A 19640-nucleotide genomic window follows, 5' to 3' on the forward strand; every position below is an offset into this window, starting at 1 on the left:
GGGCTGGTGAGCTGAGGTCATGACCGACTTCCACCTGGCCCAGATCAACACCGCCCGGCTGCTCGCCCCGCTGGAAGACCCGTCGATGGCCGAGTTCGTCGCCGGCCTCAGCCTGATGAACGCGTTGGCCGACCGCTCGCCCGGCTTCGTCTGGCGGCTCGAGGGAGAGAACGGGGACGGCACGATCGCCGCGCCCACCGACCCGATGCGGATCTACACGCTCTCGGTCTGGGAATCGGTCGAGCACTTGCGGGCATACGCCTACCAGAGCGAACACCTCGATTACCTGCGCCGCCGCCGCGAGTGGTTCGTTCCGCACGGGCACGAGACGGCGCTGGTGCTGTGGTGGATCCCGGCCGGCAAGCGCCCCACGCTGCGCCAGGGGATCTCCCGGCTGGGCCGGTTGGCCGCCGCCGGCCCGACCGCCGAGGCCTTCAGCTTCCGGCAGGTCTTCCCTAGTCCACGCGCAGCGACGCGAGAGTCTCTTCCAGCTCGTCCGGCTTGATCAGCACGTCCCGGGCCTTCGACCCCTCGGACGGGCCGACGATCCCGCGGGTCTCCATCAGGTCCATCAGGCGGCCCGCCTTGGCGAACCCGACCCGCAGCTTGCGCTGGAGCATCGACGTCGAGCCGAACTGACTGGTCACCACGAGTTCGATGGCCTGGATCAGCAGGGCGAGATCGTCGCCGATCTCCTCGTCGATCTCCTTCTTCTTGCTCGGCGGCGCGTCCGTGACACCCTCGGCGAACTCCGGCTCGCGCTGGTCCTTGCAGAACTTGACGACCGAGTGGATCTCTTTCTCGTCCACCCAGGCGCCCTGGATGCGCACCGGCTTCGAGGCGCCCATCGGCAGGAACAGGCCGTCACCGCGGCCGAGCAGTTTCTCGGCGCCCGGCTGGTCGAGGATGACCCGCGAGTCGGCCAGGCTGGACGTGGCGAACGCCAGCCGGGACGGCACGTTCGCCTTGATCAGGCCGGTGACCACGTCGACGCTCGGCCGCTGGGTGGCCAGGACCAGGTGGATGCCGGCGGCCCGGGCCAGCTGGGTGATCCGGACGACCGAGTCCTCCACGTCGCGCGGCGCCACCATCATCAGGTCGGCCAGCTCGTCGATGATCACCAGAAGGTACGGGTACGGCTTCATCTCCCGCTCGACCCCGGGCGGCGCCGTGATCTCGCCACTGCGGACCTTGCGGTTGAAGTCGTCGATGTGGCGCACCCCGTTGGCGGCGAGGTCGTCATACCGCTTGTCCATCTCCGCGACCACCCACTCCAGGGCGTCCGCGGCCTTCTTCGGGTTCGTGATGATCGGCGTGACGAGGTGCGGGATCCCCTCGTACGCGGTCAGCTCCACCCGTTTCGGGTCGACCAGCAGCAACCGCACCTCGTCCGGGGTGGCCCGGGTCAGCAGGCTCACCAGCAGCGAGTTCAGGCAGCTCGACTTGCCCGCGCCGGTGGCGCCGGCGATCAGGATGTGCGGCATCTTCGCCAGGTTCGCCACCACGAACCCGCCCTCGATGTCCTTGCCGAGCGCGACGAGCATCGGGTGGTGGTCCGCGGCGGCAGCGCGGGAGCGCAGCACGTCACCGAGCGACACGTTCTCCGGGTCGGTGTTCGGGATCTCCACACCGACCGCGCTCTTGCCCGGGATCGGGCTGAGGATCCGCACGTCCGGGGACTTCACCGCGTACGCGATGTTCCGGGACAACTGGGTGATCCGCTCGACCTTGGTGCCCGGACCGATCTCCACTTCGTACCGTGTGACGGTCGGGCCGCGGGTGAAGCCGGTGACCAACGCGTCCACATTGAACTGCTCGAAGACGCCGGTGAGTGCTGCCATGATCTCGTCGTTGGCGCGGCTGCGCGCTTTCGCCGGCGGACCGGCGGCCAGGATGTTCGCCGGCGGCAGGCGGTAGTCGCCGTTGAGCGCGGAGATCTCCAGCTGCTCGGCCCGGGTCGGCGGCATCGGCGAGTGCTCCGGCGGCGGCTTCTTCCGGCCGGCGGCCGGCTGCTTCGGCAGCGGCACCGTGTCGTGCAGGATGATCTCTTCGTCGAAGTCGTCCGGCGGGTCCACCGGGATCGGGACGGCCTCGACCGGATCGGCGAGCGCGGCCTGGCGGCGACGAGGCGACGGGCGGCGCGGCTTGGGGGCGGGCGCCTCGTCCTCCTCCTCGTCGATCACCGCGGCCGGCTGGCGGGGCGCGGCACGGCCGGACACCAGATCGATGACCTGCACGATCCGGTCCGGAATCCGCGCGATCGGCGTCGCGGTGATCACCAGGAAACCGAAGACGAAGAGCAGGACCAGCAACGGTACGGCCACCCAGGCGGTCACCGCGCGTTCCAGCAGGCCACCGATGCCGTAGCCGAGCAGCCCACCGGCCTGGTCCATGGCCAGGTCGTCGGCCGGCCGGCCGGAGACGTGCATGAGCGACGCGGTGGCGATGATGATCGCCGTCCAGCCGACCAGGGTGCGCCCCCGGTGGTCGGGATCGGCGGGCTCGCGCATCAGCCGGATCGCGCCGTAGAAGAGCAGCAGCGGGAAGAGCGCCGACAGGCTGCCCAGGAAGAGCCGGATGGTGTCGGCCAGCCAGGTGCCGACCGGTCCGCCGCTGTTCGCCCAGACCGCCACCGACACCAGGATCGCGAAGCCGAGCAGGAGCAGGCCGGCGCCGTCGCGGCGGTGCTCCGGGTCGATGTTGCGCGCGGTCGCGGCCTGCCGGCCCACCCCGCGGAAGACCCAGCCGACGCTGTGCGCCATCCCCATCCAGAGCGCACCGACGCCGCGGCCGAGGCCGGTCGCCAGGGTGGCGCCCGCCGTGGAGCGCCGGGCGACCGGGCGTTTGCGGGGCGCGGTGGCCTTGCGGGTGGCACCGGTGCGCGCGGCCGGCTTACGAGCCGCCGGTTGACGGGCACGGTTGGTAGCGGCGCCGCGCGGCGTGGACGCGGCGCGACCCCGGCTCGCCGGAGGAGTACGGCCCGCCATGGATGTCACGGTAGCCCGCGCGGGCCATTCCGCCGAGAAGGCGCACCGTGACAGCTTCTCGCTTTCTGGGCGAATAGTCTTATGCCGTGCAGTCTCTCGATAACGACATGATCAAGGCCGCCCTCGACGCGCGCGGCTTCGCGTACTTCGTCGATGCCGACGGCGACATCGCCGGCAACTTCCAGGGCAACCTCATCTACTTCTTCCGCCTCGGGCAGAACAAGGAGATGCTGCAGATCCGGGCGATGATGCAGCACGTCTTCTCGGTCGACGACGTGCCGAAGCTGTACGAGTTCTGCAACGCCTGGAACCGCGACCAGCTGTGGCCCAAGGCGTACGTGCAGGTGACCGACGACGGCCAGGCGATCGTGGTGGGCGAGGTCTCGTCCGACTGGGAACGCGGCGTGACCCCCGAGCAGCTGGACCAGGTGCTGCTCTGCGGCATCGCCACCGGCTGCCGGCTGGGCGAGTCGCTGGGCGAACTGAAAGGGCCCGCCGCGTAAGCGACGGGCCCCCTCACGCACGTACGTCAGGAGACGTTGAAGCCGAGCTGGTAGGCGCCGGTGCCACTGGCCGACACGACCACGTACCGGTAGGTGCCGGAACGGCCTTCGAAGGTGAGTGTCTTGTCCCCGTCACCGTCGGCCCGGGCCACCGTGCGGAACTGCCCGCGGCTGTTCTGCCGCTGCAGCACCAGGTCGAAATCGGCGCCGTCCGGGGCGGCCAGGCAGGCGGTGTGCGTGCCGGCCCGGGCCCGGTAGGCTCCGCCGTCCGGCTGCACCTGGGCAGCCCCGGTACGGGCGATCGAACCCTCGCGCTGGACCGGAAGGGCATCGCAGGCGTTCGTCCCGGCAGCGGGAGGCTCGGCGGCGGGAGGCTCCGCGGCGCCGCCACCACCTCCACCCGAGGTGACAAGCGTCAGGTTGTTCGTCGCCAGGATCTCGTTCAGCGGCTGGAAGAACGTCTCGCCACCCGCCGTGCAGTCACCGGATCCACCCGAGGTCACACCCTGGGCCTGGTCACCGGAGAGCCACGGGCCGCCGGAGTCGCCACCCTCGGCACACACATCGGTACGGGTGAGCCCGGTCACCGCGCCCTCCGGGTACCGGACGGTCTGGTTCTTCGCGAGGATCGTGCCGCAGAACGTGCCGGTGGTGGAACCGGACCGGCAGACGGCCGCGCCGACCGGGGCCTCGGTGTTGCCCGCGACCGGCAGCTCGTTGCCCCGGAAGTCGTTGACCACCGCGCGCGGGGTCCAGTCGCCGTTCACCGCGACGAAGCCCATGTCCGCCTCGCCCGGGAAGACCGACGCCTCCACGGTGCCCTGCGCCTCGTTGTTGAAGCCGGTGGTCCGCGTGCCCTCGGCGCCGCAGTGCCCGGCGGTCACGAAGCCGCCCTTCACCGAGAAACCGATCGAGCAGCGGGCCTGCCCGCCGCCGATGTCGATGAAGTACGGGTCGGCGCCCCGCACGTCGAAGAGCGGCTTCGGCTGCGCCTTGCTGATCTTCACGGTCACCGCGGAGGCCGGCACACCGGCGTCCTCGGCGAGATCCAGCGCCTCCGACTTCGCGCCCGGCTTCGCCACCACGACGACCCTGTTGGTGGCGACGTCGACGTACCAGCCGGTCACGTCGTCCGCGTCACCGACCGCGGCGTCGAGCTTGGTCTTCGCCGCGTCCAGTTCGGCCTCGCTGCGCTTGACCAGCACCGGCACCGCGCCGGCGGCCTTGACCGCGGCGGTCGCCCGAGAGTCGGTGACCGCCACCTTCAGCGTGGTGCCGTCGTCGGCGAGCCAGGCGCCGCCGAAGTCCTCACCGGTCTGCGCCGCGAGCGTCGCCGAGACACCACCGGCCCACTCGGACCGGGCGAGCCGGGTACGCGCCTGGTCCCCGTCGAGGCCCATGTCGCGTTTCATCGCCGCGAGCAGATCCGGGGACACTCCCCCGGCGGTCACGGACGACGCGTCCGGCTCGTTGGTGCCGGCCAGCGACGGCAGTGTGAAGGCCACGGCCGCCCCGGCCGCCACCACTACCGCCGCCGCCACGGCGATCGGTCTGCGCTGCATCTGGAGAACTCCCTCCGCCACGGGTGCCGTGGGGGCGGCACCGGTGACTGGAGGTACGCAACTCAGCCGAGAATGGTTGAAAAACCGGTCAGACTTCCACCACGGTGGGGACGATCATCGGCCGGCGGCGGTACGCGTCGTTCACCCAGCGGCCCACCGTCCGGCGCACCACCTGCTGCAACTGGTGCGGGTCGGTGATGCCGTCCTCGGCGGACCGGTGCAGCGCCGCGGTCAGCAACGGGATCACCGGGCTGAACGCGTCCGGGTCCTCGCTGAAGCCCTTCGCCGAGACGCTCGGCTCGCCGACCACCTTGCCGGTCACCGAGTCGATCACCACGGTGGCCGCGATGAAGCCGCCGTCGCCGAGGATCCGCCGCTCGGTCAGCAGCGACTCGCTGACGTCGCCGACCGCGAGGCCGTCGACGTAGACATACCGGCTCTTCACCCGGCCGACCACGCGGGCGTGGCCCTCGACCAGGTCCACCACGTCGCCGTCCTCGCAGAGCACCACCCGGTCCGGCGCGACGCCGGTCTCGATGCCGAGCTGGGCGTGGGCGCGCAGGTGCCGCCACTCGCCGTGCACCGGCATCAGGTTGCTCGGCCGGACCACGTTGAGCAGGAAGCGCAGCTCGCCGGCGGGCGCGTGCCCGGAGACGTGCACCTTCGCGGTCTCCTTGTGGACCACCGTGGCGCCGGCCCGGGCCAGCTGGTTGATCACCCGGTAGACCGAGGTCTCGTTGCCCGGCACCAGCGAACTGGCGAGCACCACGGTGTCGCCGGACTCGATGGTGATGTGCCGGTGGTCGCCGGTGGACATCCGGCCCAGGGCGCTCATCGGCTCACCCTGCGAACCCGTCGACATGAAGACGATCTCGTCGGGTGGGAGCCGGGTCGCCTCGTCCAGGCCGACCAGCAGGCCGTCCGGGATGCGCAGCAGACCCAGGTCACGGGCGATGCCCATGTTGCGGACCATGGAACGGCCGATCAGGGCGACCTTGCGGTCGTACTCCCAGGCGGCGTCCATCACCTGCTGGACCCGGTGCACGTGCGAGGCGAAGCTGGCCACGATGATCCGGCCGCGGGCCTTGCCGAAGATCGAGGTGAGCACCGCGCCGATCTCGCGCTCCGGGGTCACGAAGCCCGGGACCTCGGCGTTCGTCGAGTCGGAGAGCAGCAGGTCGACACCCTCGGCGCCGAGCCGCGCAAAACCGGCCAGGTCGGTGATCCGGCCGTCCAGCGGGACCTGGTCCATCTTGAAGTCGCCGGTGTGCAGCACCAGGCCGGCCGGGGTGCGGATCGCGACGGCCAGCGCGTCCGGGATCGAGTGGTTCACCGCGAAGAACTCGCACTCGAACGGGCCGAGCCGCTCCCGCTGCCCCTCCCGGACGGTCAGCGTGTACGGATCCAGCCGCCGCTCCGCGAGTTTCGCCTCGATCAGCGCCAGCGTGAACTCGGAGCCGACCAGCGGGATGTCCGGCTTGTGTGCCAGCAGGTACGGCACCGCGCCGATGTGGTCCTCGTGCCCGTGGGTCAGCACGATCGCCTGAATGTCCTCGAGCCGATCGAGGACGGGTGCGAAGTCGGGCAGGATCAAGTCGACGCCCGGCTGCTCGACGTCGGGGAAGAGCACCCCGCAGTCGACGACCAGCAGCTTGCCGTCGTACTCGAAGACCGTCATGTTGCGGCCGATGGCGCCGAGTCCGCCGAGCGGGACGACGCGCAGGGCGCCCTCCGGCAGCGGCGGTGGCGGACCCAGCTCCACGTGAGCTTGACTCATTCGCCTTCTTCCTGTCAGAGCTCGATGCCGGCTGCGGCGGCGTCCTTGCGCAGTTGGATCAGTTCGTCCTCGCCCGCGTCGACCAGCGGCGAGCGGACCGGGCCGGCGGGCAGCCCGGAAGCATTCAGACCGGCCTTGACCAGCATGGTCCCCGGCGAGCGGAAGATTCCGGTGAACAGCGGCAGAGCCTGCCGGTGCCGGGCCAGCGCGGTGGCGTTGTCGCCCCGCTCGAAGGCCTCGATCATCTCCTTGGCGAGCACACCGGTGAAGTGCGTCGACGTGCCGACCAGGCCGACCCCGCCGATGGAGAGCAGCGGCAGCGTGGCCGCGTCGTCGCCGGAGTAGTACGCCAGGTCGGTCCGGGAGAGCACCCAGGACGTGGCGATCAGGTCGCCCTTGGCGTCCTTCACCGCGACGACCCGCTCGTGCTCGGCGATCCGGACCATGGTCTCGGTGGCGATCGCCGTGCCGGCCCGGTGCGGAATGTCATAGACCATGATCGGCAGTCCGGTGGCGTCGGCGACCGCGCGGAAGTGCCGCTCGACGCCGGCCTGCGGCGGCTTGTTGTAGTACGGCGTGACGACCAGCAGGCCGTGAGCGCCCGCTTTCTCCGCGGCGTGGGCCAGCTCGATGGTGTGCGCGGTGTTGTTGGTGCCCACCCCGGCGACCACCGTGGCACGGTCACCGACGGCGTCGATCACGGCCCGCAGCAGCGTCTCTTTCTCCGCGTCGGTCGTGGTCGGCGACTCCCCGGTGGTCCCGCTGATCACGAGAGCGTCGTTGCGCTGCTCGTCGACGAGGTGCGCGGCCAATCGTGCCGCTCCCTCGATGTCCAGGGATCCGTCCGGGGTGAACGGGGTCACCATGGCGGTCAGCAGCCGTCCGAAGGGCCGCGGGTCGTGCGTCATACCTGACAACCTATCGGACGCTGGTGTCACACGTAGAAAGCGGTGAACGGGGCCCAGGGAAGGTTACGCAGGATGCTCCAGACACCCCAGACCGCCATGAATGTGATCATCGCGGCCGGACTGATCGTCAACTGCGGCAACCGGAGATTGAAAAGCCGGCGCCCGGCCCAGGCCACGTAGAGATAGAGCAGGAACGGCACCGCGAAGACGAACATCGCGTGGTGCCGGGCCGCCGCGGGCAGGTCGCCGTGCAACAGGTACCAGGCGGCGCGGGTGCCGCCGCAGCCCGGACAGACGAAGCCGGTCAGGTATTTCAGGATGCAGGTCGGCTCGGCGCCGGCCTCCGACGAGATCGGGTCGCTGACCAGCGTGTAACCCGCCGCGGCACCCATGCAGGCGAGCAGCGCCACCGGGGCGAGCCAGATCGGCGAGCGGACCGCGACCCGCTCCACGAACCGGGTGATCCGGTCCTGCTGGGGCGGCGGATATCGATAGGACACCCACTCCGGCGGGATCGGCGGCCCCTGCACCGGCTCGTCAGCCAGCCACGGCGGCAGGCCGGTCGTACTGCTCATGGCCGTCACGGTACACCCGGCTCGCGTTTCAGAGCCTCGGCGAGCGGCCCGGCCAGATCACCCCGCTCGGGCACACCGATGCTCGTCAGCCCCAGCCAGCCGGCCAGCCGGGCCAGCTCCGCCGCGAGGGCGTCAGCCGTCTCCTCCGGGTCGGCGCCGGGCTCCCGCCAGACCGCCGGGATCTGCAACTCACCGGTCCGCCGCTCGGCCTTCAGATCGACCCGGGCGGCGAACCTGTCGCCGAGGAGGAACGGGAGCACGTAATATCCGTACACCCTCTGGGGTTTGGGAACGTAGATCTCGATGCGGTAGGTCATGTCGAACAGCCGCTCGGTCCGGCCCCGCTCCCAGATCAGCGGATCGAAAGGGCTGACCAGCGTCCGCGCCCGGACCCAGCGCGGCAGGCGGGCGTCGCGATGCAGGTAGGCCTGCGGTTTCCACCCGGCGACCGTGACCGGCAGCAGCGTCCCCTCCGCCACCAGCTCGGCGATCGCCGGCTTGACCACCTTGGCCGGCAGGCGGAAATAGTCCCGCAGCTCCGGCTCGGCGGCGACACCGAGCGTCCTCGCGGAGAGCTCCACCAGGTGCCGGAACGGGTCAGCCGGGGCCGGCGCCTCCAGCACCTCGCGGGGTAGCACCCGCTCGGTCAGGTCGTAACGCCTGGCGAACGAGCTGGTCCGCTCGGCGGCGGTCACCTGGCCGGTGAAGAAGAGCCACTCCAGCGCCTGTTTCACCACCGACCAGTTCCACCCCCAGTGGTCCTTGCTGCGGGGCGCGTCGTGCTCGATCTCGGCGGCCGTGATCGGACCGCGCTCGCGCACCTCGTCGAGCACCCAGGCCACCAGCTCAGGCTGCTCCGCGACGATCCGCCGCATGTTGCCCCAGGCGAACTCGCCGGCCCGCGCCATCCGCCAGCGGAAATAGGGCTGGAGATCGGTGCGGATCAGCGACGCCTCGTGCCCCCAGAACTCGAACAGCTCCCGCGGCCTGCGATAGGCCGCCCGGTCCAGCAGGGCCGCCGGGTAGGGCCCGAGGCGACTGTAGAGCGGCATGAAGTGGGCGCGCTGCAACACGTTCACCGAGTCCATCTGGATCAGGTGCAGGCGCGACAGCACCCGCCGCAGATGACGCATGCCGGCCGCGGCGCCCGGCTGCGGATCGGTGAAACCCTGCGCGGCCAGGGTGATCCGGCGGGCCTGGGCGACGGTGAGCGAATCGGGGACAGCCACGTGAAGCAACTTAGGACAGGGGTGTGACAAAGTTGCGGCCATGGCTCTCGGCTTCGTCCGCCCCGCGCGTCCCGAGGACGCCCCGGAGATCGCCCGCATCCAACTCTCCACCTGGCGTACCGCGTACCGCCGGATGTTCCCGCCGCATGTGCTGGCGAACCTCGACGAGGCGTACCTCGCGCGCGGCTGGACCGAGGCGATCACCGCGCCGCCCTCCGCCCGGCACCGCGTCCTGATCGCCGTCGAGCAGAGCGAGACGTCCAAGACCGTGGTCGGTTTCGCCGCGTCCGGCCCGGCCGACGAGCAGGCCCTCGCGCCCACCGAGAAACCACTGCCGGACGACGTCGCCGCGGTCACCGACCTGCTGATCGAACCCCGCTGGGGCCGGCGCGGTCACGGCAGCCGCCTGCTCGCCGCCATGGTCGACCACTGGCGTTCTGATCAGTTCCGGTCGGCGGTGGCCTGGGCGTACGAGGCCGACGAGGTGATGCGCAAGTTCCTCGGCTCGACCGGCTGGGAACCCGACGGAGCGGCCCGCGCGCTCGACGTGGACGACATGCTCGTACCCCAGGTTCGCCTGCACGTCGCGGTCACGGACGACTAGTCCCGGGCCCTCCTCCTTCCCGCAGCGCCGCGTCGAGTTGCTGGTTCAGCTCGCCGAGCAGGCCGTCCAGCCGCTTCTCGAGCACGATGACCTGGTGCTCGTCGAGCACCCGGCGGCCCTGTTCCAGCACGTAGACGCGCAGGCGGGGGTTGGCGAGCCCGGCGTAGAACTGGGCACCGGCCAGCATGTCGGCGTCCGGTGCTCCGGTGGCGAAGTCCGGCGCGATCGCGCCGGCGCGCTGGTGCCGCTCCCGTTCCTCGGCGATCTGCGCCCATGCCTCGGTGAGGCACCGGCGGGCCGCCGCGGCCGCCTCCTCGGTCGTCGCCTCCAGGTGGTACCAGGCCGCGCTGCACCGGGCGACCTCGGTACGTGCGGCGGCCTCGAGTGTGCCCCGCCGGGCCGTGGCCGACTCCAGACCCCGCCGGGACGCGCGCTCCCGGTCCGCGAACGGATTGTGCGACATCGCCTTCAGCGCGATCGCCGACATCGTCAGGAGCAGCAGCAACGCGACGAGCGGCCACTGCAGGCTGTCGTCGCGGATGCCCTGGCCGCGCAGCCATGCCCAGTATCCGAGGACGCCGGACACCATCAGCACGAAGAACACCGGCAGCGGCCAGCTGGGCCAGGGCAGATCCGTCTCCGATCGGGTCTGGGTGTCCGGCCGCCACACCCGGAACACCCGGTTGAACACGATGCGCCAGCTCAGCGGCCCACGCTCGGGCCGGCGCTCGGCGCGGACCCGGTGCCGGAACCACGGCGAGGCGAGGAGCGTGCCGGAGATGATCAGCGCGATCGCGATGCCCACGCCGGGGACGTAGGAGACCATCGTCTCCCACAGCGAGGGGTTCTCCTCGAGGTCGAGCGCGTCCTGGAACGTGGTCGCGAAGAAGTAGGAATCGTAGAGCGCGCTCGCCAGGATCATCCCCCACACCACAGGGGCGGCGAGCCACCAGGGACGGGAACGACGATCCTCCGGGCCGTCGTGCCGATGGTCGTCCAGTACCTCACGGCGTCGCCGACCGGCCTCGGCCAGCCGCCGCTCGGAGCGCAGCCCGGCGAGCCGCTGCAGCGCGGCACCCGCGTCGTGCCAAGCCCGTACCAGCTGGTCGGCTGCCTCGCGGATGGTGGTGTACGCACTCGCGAGGCTCTCGTCAGCGGCCCGGGTGGCCCGGTTGATCAGCGCAGACTCCGAGTAGGAGAGCTGCTCTGGCTCGTACTTCGCCGGTTCGGCGGCGACCTGACCCAGCAGCGGCAGTGTGCCGCCGGAGCGGCGTGGACAGGGCACCGGCGCGTAGCGGCGGCCGTTCGCGCCGCTGGGAACCACATCGGTCACCGGTCAGCCCTCCACCGTCGTCGCGATGATGTCGACGCGCCGGTCCCGCTGCAGGCACGACTGCTTCTCCGCCGGACACGTCGCGTCCCGCTCGCCTCGGCCGTCGTGCGTCACCCCGGAGATCCCGCTGTCCGTCAGAACCTTCGCGACCGCAGCCGCCCGGTCCTTCGACAGCTGGAGGTTGTGCCGGTCCGTGGCCCGCCGGTCGGCGTGCCCGATCACCTTGACCGCCTGGACCTGTGACGTCCGCATCCGGACGGCCAGCCCTTGCAGCGCGGCCCGGCCCTCCGGCCGGACGACCGCCGAGTCGGTGTCGAACAACAGATCGGTCCGGACACTCGTCACCTCGTCGAGGTCCGGCGCACCGGCGTCCGGCACGAACGGCACGTCCGGATCCGCGGCGAGGCCGTCCGCGCCCGCCTCGCCGGACGACGCGACCGGGAGCGTCGAGACGTCGCAGAGCGCGGCCCCGGCCGTCTCGCACACCCGGCGCCAGAGATCGCCGAGGAAGGAGACGTGCCCAGTAGCCAGCGCGGACTGCCCGGATCCGGCATGCCCGACCCCCGCCATGATCAGGCTGACGCCGGCGAGCCGATCGCCCCAGCCGTCCCGCACCGGACAGGTCGCGATCAGCTTGTCGACGAAGGCCTGCTTGCCGGCGTTGCCGCCGGTCAGGTCGAGGCACCCGGTGGTGCTGAGGCCGTCGGTGCCGACCACCACGGTGCGAGGGCCGGCGTCGGCGTCCTTGACCGCGTCCGCCCCGGTGAAGATCCCGGCGAGCACATCGGTGCCGCCCATTTCCGGCTCGCTCCGGGTCGCCTCGCCGAGCCAGCCCTTGAGGCAGTCGGTGAACTCCGCCCGATCCAGCTCCCGGTTCTTCTCCCGGTTCGCGAACGAGAAAGTCAGCTTCTTCTCCGCGGTCCACCGGACGCTGGAGGAGCTGCCGTCGAACGTACCGATGTAGACGTGATCGCCGCGCTGCACCGCCGCCTCGATCTGTGCGGTCAGCGCGGCGGTGTAGTCGGGGCGTCCGGTGCCGCCCCGCACCGAGGCGCTGACGTCGGCGAGCAATGCGGTCACGCCGCTCTCCGGGCGCTGCCGCTCGGTCATCCGGTCGCAGTCGGGCCCCTCGTCGTCGTCGCAGGCGGCCGCCGTCGTGGCGAGGAGGAGCAGGGCCAGCACCAGCAGCGCCCTTCCGAACCGGGCCATCACGACCGCCCCGCGGTGAGCTCGGCCTCGACGATGTCCCGGACGAACTTCTTGTCCTCCTCGCCGAGCTGGCTGACGAAGGCAGCGGCGGCGGACGCGTACATCTCGGCGAACTCGAACATGCCGAGCTGCTGGTGGTCGAGGGCGGCCTGGCCGAGCACGTCGACCAGATCCTGGCCCTGCTGCCGGCGCTTGGCGGCCAGCAGATCCAGGATCTCCGCGAAATGGCGGTCGGTGAGCTGGGCCGCGGCCACCGTGATCGGGCTGACGCCCAGCTCGGTGAGGACCTTCCGCCAGCGGGTGACGAGGTTCTCCACCATCTCGGCCCGGCGGTTGCCGATCTCGGTCTCCTGGTTCAGGTCGATGCGGCGGAGCGCGTACGGGACCAGATGCTCCCGGACCCGTTCGTCCGGCCGGACCCGGATCTCGGCGACACACCGGATCTGCCCCCGATCGGTGTCGTAGCACCACTCGGCGGCCTCCGCCCGCATCCGCTCCTCGGCCGCGTCGGCGGCGTCCGGGTCGAACTGTCGGCCGATCCGCCAAACGCGCCGCCGCAGCTCGTCGTGCGCGGCCGGGGTGTACTCGACGGACTGCCGGACCAGCTCGCTGTGGTCCATCACCGAGCTGATCCACTCCAGGTCCGCGATCACCTGGAACTCGTAGACGTCTCCTTTGGACAGGACCGGGACGGCGTCGCCCGGAGTGCTGGGCCGGTGCCGCACTTCGGGCAGGGCCGAGCGGTCGGGTCCGGTGTCCGGGCCCGCAAGCCAGGTGCGGAACCGCCTCCACCACGATTGCTGTGCCATGTGAACTACTCCTGAGGGGTCGGAAGCTGACGAGGGGTCAGAGCGAGGTGAGGAGCTCACGGGCGGACCTGCACTCCCGCGCCCACTGGCGCAGGGTGAATCGGGCCCGGCCGTCCAGCGGGGGTTTGAAGATCTCGGCGCACAGCGGGAGGAGCAGTTTCCGCAGTTCCCCGTCGCTGTCCGCGCGGCGCAGCCAGGCGTGCAGGACCCACCAGGCCCGGCGTCCGGTGGTCGGGCCGGCGAGCGCGGCGCGCCACGGCTCGACGAGTGCGTCGGCGCCGCCGCGGTCCGCGGCCATGTCGGCGAGCAACCGCGGCCATTGCGACCGCGGGGCCTCCCCGGCCAGCACCGCGATGAGGATCAGCGAGCGGGCCGCGTGCACCTGGATCCGGTACAGGTCGTCACGCATCCAGGTGAGCAGTTCCTCGCGAATCTCCGCCGGGTGGTTCAGGTACAGGCGCTGCATGGTTCGGGCGATCGATGCGCTGCCGTTCAGGTCGGCGCGAGCAGCGAGGAGGTGGAGGTCGTCGAGCGCCTCGCGGACGAACAACTCGCCGAGCCGGGTCCCGTACGCCCGGGCCGCCGCGTCATGCAACCGGCTGTTCCGGGCGGCACGTGCCCACTCCCGGACCCGGCTCCGGATCGGGCCGAGGAGCCGGTCCTCCTCGGTGGCCGTGTCCACCGCCCACGCGGCGGCCTGCCGCAGGTCGCCCGACTCGGACAGCGCCCACGGGCGGATCAGCTCCCGCCATACCTCGTCGAAGTCGTGCGCGGCCAGCCACCCGGCGACCGAGGCCGCCCGCAGCCGGATGCCGGGCCGCTCCTGGCGGACCAGCCGGTCCAGCCACCGGCGTACCGGTGGGCGGCCCTGGTCGAAGTCGTTCCAGGCCACGTCCAGGATGTCGAACGGCATCCGGACGTCCACGAACCGGACCCGGCGCGGCCGGTCGGCCGGGTCGAACCGGAGCAGGCTCGCCTGGTCCGGGACGCTGAGGATCTCCTCCACGCCGCCGTCGAAGATCACCCGGTCCGGGTCGGCCTCACTGTTCTGCTCCGCCCAGAGGATCTCGTACAGCTGCTGCCCGACGTGGAAGACGTCGGCCAGGGTGTAGCCGACGAAAGCCGCGTACGCGATCTGCACCGCCTGCCGCCGCGGCTCCATCGGCGCCGAGGTGTCCTTCCGGCCGCCTTTGACAAGCGTGAACGCCAGGTCCCGGGCCCGGCCGCGAATCCGCCCGAGCACTGCCGCGAGCGAGCCCTGCTCGCCGTCCCAGCAGGACAGCGCCTGGGCGAGATCGGCCACCGACGCCGGGCGCGGATGGGTCTCCAGCTGCTCCTTGATCTCCGGCAGGTCCAGGGCCCGTTCGATGAAATCCGGGTGACATGCGCCACCACAGACCGTGCACGAGCCCACGCACGCGGACCGGCGGCGTAGCGCGAACCCCAGGTGCCGGCGCAGCACCGACTCCGGGTCCGGCAAGCCGGGCCGGATCTCGTAACGGCTCAGCGACGCACCGCTCGAGCCGGCCTGAGTTCCGATGATCACCAGGTACGCGTTCACGGCCGCGGCGAGCGTCGCGAACGTGTCCAGCAGAGCCGGCGTGACGGTGCCGGGATCGGCGAGCTCCAGCACCACACCCGCGTCCGGGACCAGCAGGTCGTCCTGCCGGGCCAGGTCGACGAGCGACACACCCTTCTCCGGGAAGTGCACACCGTGCACCTCCTGTCCGGCCGCAGCCCTGGCGGCAAGCCGCTCGGCGAGAAAACGCCGCCCGGTGCCGGGCTCGCCGCACTCGTAGACGACCCTTTCGTTCCGCAACGTGGTGACGAACTCCGCGAAATTCGGCACCTGGACGAACGTCTGATCCGCCTCGGTGAGCTGGGCCGCGCTCCGGTGATAGCGCAGGGCGGTGACCTGCCGGCCGTCCGGCAGCTCGATCACCGTCATGGTGGCGTTGTCGCCGACGATGATGCCCTTGCTGTTCTTGATCGCGGTCTTGAAGTCGTGGTCGGACCGGGCCCCCTCGGGCTGCTCGCCCTGGCTGGTCCAGCTCTGGTCCGCCGCGTTCGAAGCAGACCTGTCGCCGCCCGGCGCGGCCTGATGGGAGCCGGCCGACTCGGCTTGGTGGGAGCCGGCCGGCGCGGCCTGACGGGGAGCGACCGGGGGCGCCTGAACAGCCGGTTCGGCGGGCTGCTCGGCCGGTTCCTTCGCCGCCGGCTCGTCCGGCGGCGGCGCGGCCTCCTCGGGATTCATTCCTCGGCCCCGCCCCGGTACTGATGGACCGTGCCGTAGTCGCCGACGATGATGCCGGAGCTGCGCTTGATACGGACTCCACCGGGTGGGGCCGCCGGCTTCGGCTTCGGATCACCGACCGGCGCCCGCCCCGCCTCGTCCGCTGCCGGTGCCCGGACCACCTCGTGAGCGACCTGCGCCCGGACCGCCCCGTCCACATCCGGCGGCTCGAACCCCGGCAGGTACAACCAGGCGATCTGCTCCCGGCCCTCGATCCTCAGCTCCAAGCGCCGGAAATGCCGCGGGTCCAGGCCCAGCGCCCGGTACGGCACCGCCCGCTGATACACCGTGTCGGACACCAGCGCGCAGATCGGCGCGTCCGGCACCGCCGTCATGGCCTCCCGGTTGGCGGGGTGCTCCTGGAGCCGGGCGGCGATCACCAGCGGGTCCCCGCCGCGCGGCACCCCCCGCGCGTCGACCTGGATGTCTCCCGAGTCGAGGCCCAGCCGGAGCCGGAGCTGGTGTTCCTTCGTCTTGTTGCCGTTGTACCGGACCAGCGCGGCCGCCAGCCGGGGCAGAGCCGTGGCGAGCAGCGTCGCTGGGGCGACGCCGGCCGGCGCCACGCTCATCTCGCCGTCGCCGCGGCTGCTGCGGGCCCACTCGCCGGGCTGCCCCGCCGCGGCGATAGCTGCGCCGATCGCCTCCTCGGCCGCGAGTCCGAGTTCCGAGTGCCGTGGGTAGCCTCCGGGGCTGGACCTGACGATGTCCGACGACACGGCAGTGCCGGGCCGGGGAAGAGTTTCCTCGTACATGGAAATTCCTTGATCCTCAGACGATGGAGGTTCAACTCTCAGTAACCAACCCCGACCGACGCCAGCTGATCTTCATCAAATGATGAAGATTTACCGGATGCCCGCGATCTTCTCGATCGCCGCGAGGTTCTTCACCAAGATCGATCGGTGTTCAGTCTCCAAATAGCCCAGACCTGCGAATTTGCGCAGAATCCGGTGTACCGACACGGCCGATGCACCCACACGCATCGCCAGGTCGCCCTGGGTGCACCACACCCGCTCGGGTTCCGGTGAATGTGAATCCACCGCATTTACATAGTCACAGAGAGCAACCGCAACGCGCCCTTCGACGTCCGCCGAGGCGGTTACGAAGCGGTTCTCCGCGGCACGCAGCCGCTCGGTCAGCGAGCGGGCGAGCACCCGGTACGCACGCGGGTGCGAGTCCAGGTACCTGTCGAAGACCTCACCCGCGAGCCGCTGCACCAGCACGCGGCGATACGCCACAGCGGAGGCGGACCGCGGCCGCCGGTCCAGATGGGCGACCTCGCCCAGCAGATCGCCGCGCGTACAGGAGGCGACCCGGTGCTGACCCCCGCCCAGCTTCGACACCATGATCCGGACCTCACCGGAGTGCACCACGAAGACGTGGTTGCCCGGCTCGCCCTGGTGGAGGATGTACACCCCGCCGTTGTAGGCCTCGAACCCGCCGAGCTTGACGAGGTCGCTCCGGTCCAGCGCCGGCAACCGCCCGACGAACGACGTCTGCGGCCAGGGCTCGATGTCGCTCAAGGGACACTCCTCCCGGATGGCTTCGGCACACAGGTGAGGGGACGCCAGAGGGGTACGTCAGAGGGCGACGGCGAGGAAGAGGACGGCGGCGAGCATGCCGAAGACCGTCCCGGCCCGGATCCAGCGGAACTTCAGCACCGCGAGCCGGCTCAGCCAGCACAACTGGCTGACCAGCCCGGCCATGGTGTCCCCGGCCGCCTGTTCCAGGCAGCGGCGGACCCGGTCCGGGTCTCGCAGGCGGTACACGTGTCCGAAATAGGCGATCAACTCCAGGTCCGAGGCGCCCCGGGTCCGCGGGAACAGGGCGAGCGCGAACGCGGCCGCCGCCAGCGCGACGCAGATCAGGCCGGCGGGCACCATCCCGGCCGGCGCGCCGGCCACCGGCCAGGCCCGTTCCAGCGGAACCCCCCAGAGCGCGATCAGGCCGGCCGTCCCGGCGCCCAGGATGGAGAGCCACTGCGCTGCCTTCGCGTCGGCCCGCCGGACCTCCTCCCGAGTCTCCGCGATCAGCCGCCGGGTGAGCCGGACCTCGGCCGAGGCGTCGCTGCGGGTCACCGGCGCGGTCGGCGCGCCCACCATTCCTTGATTCATGCCTTCAGGCTGACGGTCCGCTCGGGTGCGCATCCGGTCGATCGTCACGGTGCCTCTGTCGACATCGACACAGAACGACCGAGCGCGCGCAGCACGTCCGGCTGCAGAACCACGATGAGCCGACGCCCGGTCTGCACGGTCTTGCGGCTGCGGAGCACCCGCATGGTGCGCGCCACCACCTCGCGGGACACACCGACGGAGGAAGCCAGGTCCTGCTGGGAGAGGCCCAGCTCGATGCGGACGGCGCCCCCGGGCTCCGGCTTTCCGGTCCGGTCCATGAGGTCGACCAGGAAGACGATCAAACGGCCGTCACCGTTGCTGGATCCGAACTGCATCCGCTGCCGATCCGACTCCCGCAGACTGTTGGCGAGGTGCCGGGAGATCGCGAGGGCTACCGATGGCTCCTTCACGATGCAGGCGTCGAGGCGGTCGCTGAGGATCACGACCCCGGTCGCCTCGGTGAGCGTCGCGACGGTCGCCATCCGCGGCCGCCCGTCGAGCGCAGACATCTCACCGACGATGTCACCGGGACCGCGGAGCGCCAGCACAGCGGTCCACCCGCGCCGCGAGGTTGCGGTCACCTTCACCCAGCCGTCCTCGATCAGGATCACGTGCCGGGTCGGGTCGCCCTGGTGGAAGAGGGGCGTCCCGGCCGGGTAGGTCTGCCGGACGCCCGCGTCCACCAGCACCTTATAGGCCTCCGGGCTGAGATGCTTCGCGAAGCTGCCCGTGACCGGCTCCGGAAGAGGCAGAGTGACCACCACCGTCCTGAGATCCGTTCCTGCGGTCGCAGTGACACTTTTCTATCGGTCGGGACCGCGCCTCCTCATCCCATGTTCGGTCACGCTGTCGCCCCACAGCATCAGCACCGGTCCCCGATCGGCGCTCCCCGCTGACACTTCGTCATCCTCCGATGGGTCATGCAGCCGACCGCCCCCTGCCACCAGCGTTCCGGAGACACCGGCGGAGAATGACCATCGTGACGACCACACTGCCCACGTTCGTCTTCGACGGCGACTGCTCGTTCTGCTCCCTGTGCGCCGAATTCATCGAGCGCCGCATCCCGACGACCGCCACGGTGATCCCCTGGCAGTTCGCCGACCTGGCGAAACTCGGCCTGACCGTCGAGCAGTGCGAGGCCGCCGTCCAGTGGGTCGGCGCCGACGGCGTCACCGCGGCCGGCCCCGACGCGATAGCCCTCCTGCTGCGCGACGCCGGCCGATTCTGGTCACTGCCCGGATCGGCCCTCACGCTGCGCCCGGTGAGCCGTCTGGCCTGGCCGGCCTACCAGTGGGTGGCAGATCACAGGCACCTCATGCCCGGCGGAACAGCGGCGTGCGCAGTCCGCCCACGCCCATAATTTCCCGGTACGGAAGGACAACTCCCCCAACCGCACCGGACCCGTCCCCGAGAAGCCGCGCGACCATCTGCCGGGTCCAGGCCGTCCGGCGAGTTTCGCTACCGCTGCCCACTCACCCTCGGCGGCTCCCGCCACGGGCTGAGCGCCCTGTTTTTCAGGCGCACGACGACCAGCCACCCAGCGTGTGAAGTTCAGCGCGATCCGCACCCCGGTTCCACACTCAGACCGGATGCGACCCAGTGTGTGAAGGTGGGGCCGGCACGAGAAGCGAATCTCCGACCGCAGTGACAAATCCGATATGTCCGGCGGGCAGCGGCTGTCCAGTTATCGCCGACGCTGTTTCTGTTGTCGTCAGCGGTAGGCCGGCGCTGCCCTGCGGT

Annotated in this window: 18 protein-coding genes; 4 read left to right on the plus strand and 14 right to left on the minus strand. The window is 71.0% G+C overall.

The genetic code is table 11. The features are described 5' to 3' along the window. The first annotated feature begins 19 nt into the window (after nucleotides 1-19). Nucleotides 20-505 (plus strand): DUF3291 domain-containing protein, encoded by a 486-nt coding sequence (locus AMIS_RS34170; RefSeq protein ID WP_014447036.1) that lies wholly within the window; start codon nucleotides 20-22, stop codon nucleotides 503-505. On the opposite strand, the gene AMIS_RS34175 is transcribed toward AMIS_RS34170, so the two are convergent. Next, nucleotides 456-2987 carry an FtsK/SpoIIIE family DNA translocase gene (locus AMIS_RS34175; RefSeq protein ID WP_014447037.1) on the minus strand — a complete coding sequence of 844 codons (2532 nt, stop codon included), beginning with the start codon at nucleotides 2985-2987 and terminating at the stop codon, nucleotides 456-458. The two genes, AMIS_RS34170 and AMIS_RS34175, sit on opposite strands and share 50 nt — an antisense overlap. A gap of 86 nt (nucleotides 2988-3073) precedes the next feature. Here AMIS_RS34175 and AMIS_RS34180 point away from each other — a divergent pair, with 86 nt between their 5' ends. Beyond that, nucleotides 3074-3490, plus strand: coding sequence for a YbjN domain-containing protein (locus tag AMIS_RS34180; protein ID WP_014447038.1), 417 nt, complete (start codon nucleotides 3074-3076; stop codon nucleotides 3488-3490). Nucleotides 3491-3516: 26 nt separating this feature from the next. Here the strand turns inward: AMIS_RS34180 and AMIS_RS34185 are convergent, their stop codons facing one another. The 5 genes from AMIS_RS34185 to AMIS_RS34205 form a co-directional block, all read right to left on the minus strand. Beyond that, complete coding sequence (locus tag AMIS_RS34185; RefSeq protein ID WP_014447039.1) at nucleotides 3517-5052, minus strand: S1 family peptidase; 1536 nt, start codon at nucleotides 5050-5052, stop codon at nucleotides 3517-3519. Between the two features lie 88 nt (nucleotides 5053-5140). Continuing rightward, nucleotides 5141-6829 (minus strand): ribonuclease J, encoded by a 1689-nt coding sequence (locus AMIS_RS34190; protein ID WP_014447040.1) that lies wholly within the window; start codon nucleotides 6827-6829, stop codon nucleotides 5141-5143. Between the two features lie 14 nt (nucleotides 6830-6843). Further along, a complete protein-coding gene (dapA, locus tag AMIS_RS34195) occupies nucleotides 6844-7737 on the minus strand; it encodes a 4-hydroxy-tetrahydrodipicolinate synthase (protein ID WP_014447041.1) in 894 nt (297 codons plus the stop codon). A 26-nt stretch (nucleotides 7738-7763) separates the two neighbouring features. Continuing rightward, nucleotides 7764-8312: a DUF2752 domain-containing protein gene (locus AMIS_RS34200; RefSeq protein ID WP_041830240.1), complete on the minus strand. Its 549-nt coding sequence runs from the start codon at nucleotides 8310-8312 to the stop codon at nucleotides 7764-7766. A 5-nt stretch (nucleotides 8313-8317) separates the two neighbouring features. Beyond that, nucleotides 8318-9541, minus strand: coding sequence for a winged helix-turn-helix domain-containing protein (locus AMIS_RS34205; protein ID WP_014447043.1), 1224 nt, complete (start codon nucleotides 9539-9541; stop codon nucleotides 8318-8320). A gap of 40 nt (nucleotides 9542-9581) precedes the next feature. Here AMIS_RS34205 and AMIS_RS34210 point away from each other — a divergent pair, with 40 nt between their 5' ends. Further along, nucleotides 9582-10145, plus strand: coding sequence for a GNAT family N-acetyltransferase (locus AMIS_RS34210; RefSeq protein ID WP_014447044.1), 564 nt, complete (start codon nucleotides 9582-9584; stop codon nucleotides 10143-10145). Here AMIS_RS34210 and AMIS_RS34215 read toward each other — a convergent pair. From AMIS_RS34215 to AMIS_RS34250, 8 genes are all read right to left on the minus strand, one after another. After that, nucleotides 10132-11478, minus strand: coding sequence for a hypothetical protein (locus tag AMIS_RS34215; protein WP_014447045.1), 1347 nt, complete (start codon nucleotides 11476-11478; stop codon nucleotides 10132-10134). The genes AMIS_RS34210 and AMIS_RS34215 overlap by 14 nt on opposite strands. A 3-nt stretch (nucleotides 11479-11481) precedes the next feature. Next, entirely contained in the window at nucleotides 11482-12687 is a 1206-nt protein-coding gene (locus tag AMIS_RS34220; protein ID WP_014447046.1) for an OmpA family protein, read from the minus strand. After that, entirely contained in the window at nucleotides 12687-13496 is an 810-nt protein-coding gene (locus AMIS_RS41040; RefSeq protein WP_014447047.1) for a hypothetical protein, read from the minus strand. The genes AMIS_RS34220 and AMIS_RS41040 overlap by 1 nt, the downstream gene beginning before the upstream one ends. Before the next feature lie 37 nt (nucleotides 13497-13533). After that, on the minus strand, nucleotides 13534-15750 hold the full coding sequence (locus AMIS_RS44770; protein WP_014447048.1) for a hypothetical protein: 2217 nt from the start codon (nucleotides 15748-15750) through the stop codon (nucleotides 13534-13536). Continuing rightward, complete coding sequence (locus AMIS_RS34235) at nucleotides 15747-16541, minus strand: nucleotidyl cyclase domain-containing protein (RefSeq protein WP_014447049.1); 795 nt, start codon at nucleotides 16539-16541, stop codon at nucleotides 15747-15749. The genes AMIS_RS44770 and AMIS_RS34235 overlap by 4 nt, the downstream gene beginning before the upstream one ends. Nucleotides 16542-16631: 90 nt before the next feature. Continuing rightward, nucleotides 16632-17309, minus strand: a complete 678-nt coding sequence (locus AMIS_RS34240) for a Crp/Fnr family transcriptional regulator (RefSeq protein ID WP_014447050.1) — start codon at nucleotides 17307-17309, stop codon at nucleotides 16632-16634. Between the two features lie 57 nt (nucleotides 17310-17366). After that, nucleotides 17367-17900: a Pycsar system effector family protein gene (locus tag AMIS_RS41045; RefSeq protein ID WP_157435173.1), complete on the minus strand. Its 534-nt coding sequence runs from the start codon at nucleotides 17898-17900 to the stop codon at nucleotides 17367-17369. A gap of 44 nt (nucleotides 17901-17944) precedes the next feature. Beyond that, entirely contained in the window at nucleotides 17945-18664 is a 720-nt protein-coding gene (locus AMIS_RS34250; RefSeq protein ID WP_014447052.1) for a Crp/Fnr family transcriptional regulator, read from the minus strand. A 206-nt stretch (nucleotides 18665-18870) separates the two neighbouring features. On the opposite strand from AMIS_RS34250, the gene AMIS_RS34255 reads away from it, so the two are divergent. Then, nucleotides 18871-19260, plus strand: coding sequence for a thiol-disulfide oxidoreductase DCC family protein (locus AMIS_RS34255; protein ID WP_014447053.1), 390 nt, complete (start codon nucleotides 18871-18873; stop codon nucleotides 19258-19260). Nucleotides 19261-19640: the final 380 nt, after the last annotated feature.

Origin of the sequence: Actinoplanes missouriensis 431 (assembly GCF_000284295.1) — a bacterium.
GTDB lineage: Bacteria > Actinomycetota > Actinomycetes > Mycobacteriales > Micromonosporaceae > Actinoplanes > Actinoplanes missouriensis.